A 7,127-nucleotide genomic window follows, 5' to 3' on the forward strand; every position below is an offset into this window, starting at 1 on the left:
AACTTATAATACGTACCATAAAAAATAAAACAAAACAGATGAAATTTATAGTATCGAGTTCATACTTATTAAAACAGTTACAAGTTTTAGGGAGTGTTATTAATAGTAGTAATACTTTACCAATCTTAGATAACTTTTTATTTGAATTAAACCACAACGAATTAACAGTTTCAGCTTCAGATTTAGAGACGACAATGTCAGCTAATTTAGCGATTGACTCTACTAGCGAAGGAAGTGTTGCTGTGCCTGCAAAGTTGTTATTGGAGATTTTAAAAACTTTCCCAGAGCAACCTTTGACTTTTACTGTAGAAGAAAATAGCACAATTGAGATTAGTTCAAATTCTGGTAAATACGCATTAGCATATGCACCAGGTGAGGAATTCCCTAAAGCTGTAAATCTTGAAGAACCTTCAGTTACTTTAGTTCCTGCTGATGTTTTAGCAACTGCAATTAGCAAAACAATTTTTGCTGCTGGAAATGACGATTTGAGACCAGTTATGTCTGGTGTCTTTTTTCAATTCTCACCAGAAGGATTAATATTTGTTGCAACGGATGCACACAAATTAGTGAAATACGCACGTACAGATGTAAAAGCATCTCAGGTAGCAGATTTCATTATGCCAAAAAAACCATTGACAATTTTAAAAAATATTTTAACATCATCAGATGCTGAAGTTAAGATAGAATATAATGATTCGAATGCTACTTTTTCTTTTGACAACTACATCTTAATGTGTCGTTTAATAGACGGAAAATATCCTAATTACGAAGCAGTTATACCAAAAGAAAATCCGAATAAATTAATGATTGATCGTTCTCAATTTTTAAGTTCGGTACGTCGTGTTGCAATTTTCTCTAACAAGACAACACATCAAATTAGGTTAAAAATCGCTGGTGCGGAATTAAACGTGTCTGCAGAAGACATCGATTATTCTAACAAAGCAGAAGAAAGATTGACTTGTGATTATCAAGGAGACGATATGCAAATAGGTTACAACTCTCGTTTTTTAACAGAGATGTTGACAAATCTTCAATCTGACATGATCATGTTAGAAATGTCTCTACCTAATAGAGCAGGAATCTTGACACCTGTTGATGGACTAGAAGAAGGAGAAACTGTGACTATGCTAGTAATGCCAGTAATGCTTAACAGTTAACAATTTATTATGTTTTTGTTATAGTAATGTTTTTGTACAAGGATAATTTTACTTATCATTGTGATTCTAAAAACGCTATTAACCAAACCATTTTTATACTTAAAAAACCGCTATTTCCTTTTCATAAGGATATGCGGTTTTTTTATGCCTTATAACGCGCTATTTTAGTTTTACAGTTACTATTACATAATGGCGTAATTAGTGCTAGAATGGCAATAAAAAGCACGTCAACAACCATACAAAGTGAAGCTCTATTTAATTAGAATCTTGATCGAATAAGCTACATCAAAACTTTCAGTCAATACTATGGTTTAAAAAAGGAAGATTTAGCATAATAAAGTTAACTTTTAAACACCACAACTATAAAGCCAATATCGATAACATTAGGCTATAGCCTTATGAAGAACAGGGAGTATAACCAATTCCTTTAAAGAAGGCTCTAAATATGCATTAGCATTACACCATGACACCTTTAAAATCGTTAAAAATTATGGGGAAGAAAAAATTCAGTATAGCTATTTAAAAGTTCATTCTACAACATTAAGGAGCGTAACCAATTCTAGCTCATTCTAGAACATAAAATGCGTTCAGACTATAACATTATATTAAACGTAGCTATTCTTGTAAAGACTTAAAAATGTACACGAAGGCGCAGCTGCTAGCTAATAACTAAATCTACAACGGCTATTCAGAGTGCAAGCCAATATCCCAAAAAACGTTAGACAATTTCAATGTAGATTTTATACCAAATATCATTTAAAAAAAACATAAAAAAAAGGCAGTGTATAATTACACTGCCTTTCTCTTTTAATATAATGTCACCTACTAATTAAGAGACATAATGATAAACTCGCTTCGTCTGTTTAATTGATGCTCTGCTTCGGTACATTGCACACCATCAGAACACTTATTAATTAATCTAGACTCACCGTATCCTTTGCTTGTTAAACGATCAGCACTGATACCGTTATCGATTAACCATTTCATAGTAGATTTGGCTCTTCTTTCAGATAAGCTTTCATTGTATTTTGCACTAGCTCTACTATCTGTATGCGAACGAATGTCAATTTTCATTTTAGGTGTCTGCAACATCACGTCAAGAACTTTAGAAAGCTCTATAGCTGCATCTGGTCTAATATTAGATTTATCTAAGTCAAAGTAGATAATCGGGATTTCTAAGAACTTAGCCAAATCATCCCCTACTTTTACTTTCTTAACAGAAGTCTCTAATGCAATTGGCAAGTCAGTGCTACCATTTTCATCTGGAATAACTACACTAACCTCTTTTGTAAAGTAATGCTCCTTCTCAGCACGTACGTAATACGTATTATCACACTCAACATTAAAATTATACAATGCTTTATCATCAGCAGTGGTAGATTCTATTAAGTTATGTTCATTATCGTATAAAGACACTTTAGCGTTAGGTAATAATTCTAAACTTACAGCATCTGTAATCAAACCAGATAGTGCTTGCTCGCAACCAATCCTTCTTAACTCCTTAAATTTATAAATATCATCAAAACCTAAACCATTGACTTTATTCGAAGAGAAAAAACCATATCTCGTATCAAGATCAATCCAGTAAGCAAAATCATCAAATGGTGAATTTATATCTGAACCTATATTTTCGATTCTTTTAAATGATCCATCAGCATTAATTTTAGACATAAAAATATCTAATCCACCCATTCCAGGGTGACCATCTGACGCGAAATAAATTTCATTATCTTGACTAATAAATGGAAAAGTTTCTCTACCGGGAGTATTAACCATTGGTCCTAAGTTCGTAGGCTTTCCGTATGAATCATTTCCTAATATTGCCACTTTAAACAAATCAGACTGACCTAAAGTTCCAGGCATATCTGAAGCAAAGTACAATGTTTTTTCATCAGGACTTAAAGCTGGATGTGCAGTACTGTACTCATTACTATTAAATGGCAACTCTTTAATATTTGTCCATTCATTATTTTTTAATACTGCTTTGTAAATTTTGATTAATGTAATACCGCTTCCATTTTGACCTCTCTTACCGTCTAGATAATTATTTCTAGTAAAATAAACTGTAGAGCTATCTTTTGTAAAAACTGGAGTAGACTCATTAAATTTTGATTTAAGGTGATTGTCAAAACGTTCGACTTTACCTGGATTAAAACTCTCATCTAAATCGCTACTGTATAAACTTGTAAAATATTGATCTGTCCAAGTATGTATTCTTTGACCTAAACTACCTGTATCACGAGCAGAAGTAAAAACTAATTTATTGTTGTAAACAGTCGATCCATAATCAGAATATTTAGAGTTAATATTGGTTTTACTGATATCGTATCTACCTGAATTCGCTTTTATCCTTTTTAGATAATCTTCTTCATTACGAAAGAATTTTGCTCTATTATCATCTTTAGCGATCGTACTAAATTTCTCTAAGTATTCATCAGCTTTTTTATTTTCACCTATTGTCTTAAGTGATTGAGCATATCTATAGTAGTATTCTTTGTCATAATCAGAACCTAAAGCAAATAACTCCGTATACCATTTTGCGGCTTGAGGAAATTCACCATTAAAGTAATATGCATTTCCGAGTTTTTGAAAAATTTCTGCTGATTTAAAACCTTTCGATGCGATTCGCTCAAAAGTTTCAATAGAATTGATGTAGGCAAAATTATTATACTGAGTTTCCGCCGTATTCAACTTAGCTTTTTGAGAATAAGCATTAATTGAAAGGATGCTTACAAACATTAAATAAAAGAGTATATTTTTTTTCATGTGATATTTTTTTTAGAAGAATCTAGGAGTCGTAATTCTTTTATTATTTTTAAAGATCTCGTATCTAAAAAATATTTCATGTGATCCCGAGTTGTAATTATCCAATTTGGTTGTCGCTAAGTCGTAAGCATAACCTATGTACATTGAGTCTGATATTTGAAAACCAGCCATTGCTGTAACTGCTGCACTCCATCTATAAGCTAATCCAATCGAGAACTTGTCATCATATAATACATTAGCAGACAAATCCACCTGTAAAGGAGCTCCCTCAACTAGCTTAGTTAAGAATGCTGGTTTTAACTTAAGGTAATAGTTCAAATCAAACACATAACCCCCGATTAAATAGTAGTTAATTTTTTCTGTATAAATTGCTACCTCATTATCATCATAACGATCTGTTTCAATAAAGTTAGGAACAGACAATCCTAAATAACCACGATCAGAGTGTAGGTATAAACCCGCACCTACATTTGGTGTAAATTTATTGTTATAATCCGTCAGCGTTCTATCACCTTGAGATTCTGGGTTAAGTCTAGATACATCTAAATCAAAAAGATTTGCAGTACCCTTTACTCCAAAACTCAATTTATAGTTTTCAGACGTTGGAATAGAATAAGAAAGATCAACAGAAAAAGCATTTTCATGTGTTGGCCCAATTTTGTCACTCACAATAGAAACTCCTAAACCGAGGTTGGAATTATTAAGCGGTGTATTAACAGAGACAGCATTTGTTACGGGAGCACCATCAAGTCCTACCCACTGCGTTCTATGCAGAGCAAATATACTCATCGCCCCCCTAGATCCTGCATAAGCGGGGTTGATATTGATAGTGTTGTACATGTACTGTGTGTATTGCGCATCTTGTTGTGCAAAACCCGCTAAACCAGTAAATACTAAGGTGTAAATTAATGCTAGTTTTCTCATTTATCATTTTTTTATAGCTGTGGCCGTTTTGGCCACAGCTAGTAAATTTAATTATCTAGACAGGTATAAATAACCGTCTTTTTTATTATTCTGAACATTTCCTAATCCATCTACTGATTTATAAGTAAGTATGTAAAAGTATGTTCCTGTAGGTAATCCTTCAGATTGAGAGATTGTTGTTCTACCATTTGAGATACCTCTAAATGAATTGTTTTGATTGTCGTAGTTTCTCACTTTGTAAACTAGAACTCCCCATCTGTTGTATATTTCAACATCATTTTCAGGGTAACAAGCCACATCAGCAATATTATCGATTACAAATATATCATTTATTCCATCATTATTAGGAGAAAAGGCATTATGAACTTCAATAGCTCCACAACCTAATACTATACCACAATCATCATTAACTTCCATACTTACCGTCATGTTGATCGGACAAGCCGTCGTATTAACAGTATATCTAAAGTTATACGTACCAACTGGGACATCAAGCGGAGTAAATATACTTCCTACTAGTTTACCAGTACTGTCATCTATCCAAGTTCCATTTGTAGGGATACCTGTAGGCAATAGCGTATTCAAGTCATAAGAATCAACTCCACTATTACAAACCTCTTCAATAACCGTTGGTAAGTCATTAGTATCATCTCCAACAGTAATAACTATAGCCGCTGTACTACAATTAGTAACGCTAAGCTTATCACATATCTCATATGTAAAGTTATACACTCCAGAAACTATACCATCTTTTAATGATATGTTACCTAATTCATCAATAACTATTTGATCATTAGTACCAGATACAATTCTGAAATTAACTTGATTGGCAGCGAATACACTTCCGTTTATTAGGTCATTTTCAAAGATGTTTCCAACTGGAGCAAGACCTTTCGTATTACAAACAGTCGTCGTATAATTATCATCATTGGCAACTATACTATTTCCAATCACTGTTACCGTTACCGTTGCTGTATCACAGTTGTCTGGGTTTATAACCTCGCAAATTGTGTACTGTACCGTGTAATCTCAGGCTGGAGTATTCGGTGCAACTGTTACCGTTCCGTCTACTGGATTAACTGTTAATGGTCCGTTTGGTGTAGAAGTAATAACTACATCTGATGGGTTAACTGGTGTTCCGTTTAACGTATCATTTGTTAATACACTTGGAGTTGTCCCTCCTGCACCACCGTCAATTGGTCCTAATGTATCATTTACTGCATCAATTGGTGATTTCTCAACCGTTACCGTTACCGTTGCTGTATCACAGTTGTCTGGGTTTATAACCTCGCAAATTGTGTACTGTACCGTGTAATCTCCGGCTGGAGTATTCGGTGCAACTGTTACCGTTCCGTCTACTGGATTAACTGTTAATGGTCCGTTTGGTGTAGAAGTAATAACTACATCTGATGGGTTAACTGGTGTTCCGTTTAACGTATCGTTTGTCAATACACTTGGAGTTGTTCCTCCTGTATTACCATTGATTGGTCCTGCAATATCATCAACTGCATTGATTGGTGATTTCTCAACTGTTACCGTTACCGTTGCTGTATCACAGTTGTCTGGGTTTAATACCTCACAAATTGTGTACTGTACCGTGTAATCTCCGGCTGGAGTATTCGGTGCAACTGTTACCGTTCCGTCTACTGGATTAATTGTTAATGGTCCGTTTGGTGTAGAAGTAATAACTACATCTGCTGGGTTAACTGGTGTTCCGTTCAACGTATCGTTTGTCAATACACTTGGAGTTGTTCCTCCTGTATTACCATTGATTGGTCCTGCGATATCATCAACTGCATCAATTGGTGATTTCTCAACTGTTACCGTTACCGTTGCTGTATCACAGTTGTCTGGGTTTAATACCTCACAAATTGTGTACTGTACCGTGTAATCTCCGGCTGGAGTATTCGGTGCAACTGTTACCGTTCCGTCTACTGGATTAACTGTTAATGGTCCGTTTGGTGTAGAAGTAATAACTACATCTGCTGGGTTAACTGGTGTTCCGTTCAACGTATCGTTTGTCAATACACTTGGAGTTGTTCCTCCTGTATTACCATTGATTGGTCCTGCGATATCATCAACTGCATCAATTGGCGATTTCTCAACTGTTACTGTTACTGTTGCTGTATCACAGTTGTCTGGGTTTAATACCTCACAAATTGTGTACTGTACCGTATAATCTCCAGCTGGAGTATTCGGTGCAACTGTTACTGTTCCATCTGTATTAACTGTTAATGGTCCCTTTGGTGTAGAAGTAATAACTACATCTGCTGGGTTAAC

Annotated in this window: 5 protein-coding genes; 1 reads left to right on the plus strand and 4 read right to left on the minus strand. The window is 34.6% G+C overall.

Annotation, left to right across the window (positions count from 1 at the left end):
* The first annotated feature begins 38 nt into the window (after nt 1-38).
* Entirely contained in the window at nt 39-1,157 is a 1,119-nt protein-coding gene (gene dnaN / locus HNQ00_RS15720; protein ID WP_026708877.1) for a DNA polymerase III subunit beta, read from the plus strand.
* Between the two features lie 825 nt (nt 1,158-1,982).
* Here dnaN and HNQ00_RS15725 read toward each other — a convergent pair.
* The 4 genes from HNQ00_RS15725 to HNQ00_RS15740 form a co-directional block, all read right to left on the minus strand.
* Complete coding sequence (locus HNQ00_RS15725) at nt 1,983-3,923, minus strand: OmpA family protein (RefSeq protein ID WP_173839456.1); 1,941 nt, start codon at nt 3,921-3,923, stop codon at nt 1,983-1,985.
* A 12-nt stretch (nt 3,924-3,935) separates the two neighbouring features.
* Complete coding sequence (locus tag HNQ00_RS15730) at nt 3,936-4,847, minus strand: PorP/SprF family type IX secretion system membrane protein (protein WP_173839457.1); 912 nt, start codon at nt 4,845-4,847, stop codon at nt 3,936-3,938.
* Between the two features lie 51 nt (nt 4,848-4,898).
* On the minus strand, nt 4,899-5,801 hold the full coding sequence (locus HNQ00_RS16405) for a gliding motility-associated C-terminal domain-containing protein (RefSeq protein WP_173839458.1): 903 nt from the start codon (nt 5,799-5,801) through the stop codon (nt 4,899-4,901).
* Between the two features lie 75 nt (nt 5,802-5,876).
* A partial coding sequence (locus HNQ00_RS15740; protein ID WP_371739358.1) for a PKD domain-containing protein occupies nt 5,877-7,127 on the minus strand: 1,251 nt, incomplete at its 5' end.

The organism is Flavobacterium aeripolare, assembly GCF_013294025.1.
Classification (GTDB): domain Bacteria; phylum Bacteroidota; class Bacteroidia; order Flavobacteriales; family Flavobacteriaceae; genus Flavobacterium.

Bases quoted from the DNA above. Each gene is read 5' to 3' on its own strand.
- dnaN (WP_026708877.1), top strand. From the start codon at position 39: ATGAAATTTATAGTATCGAGTTCATACTTATTAAAACAGTTACAAGTT.
- HNQ00_RS15725 (WP_173839456.1), bottom strand. From the start codon at position 3,923: ATGAAAAAAAATATACTCTTTTATTTAATGTTTGTAAGCATCCTTTCA.
- HNQ00_RS15730 (WP_173839457.1), bottom strand. From the start codon at position 4,847: ATGAGAAAACTAGCATTAATTTACACCTTAGTATTTACTGGTTTAGCG.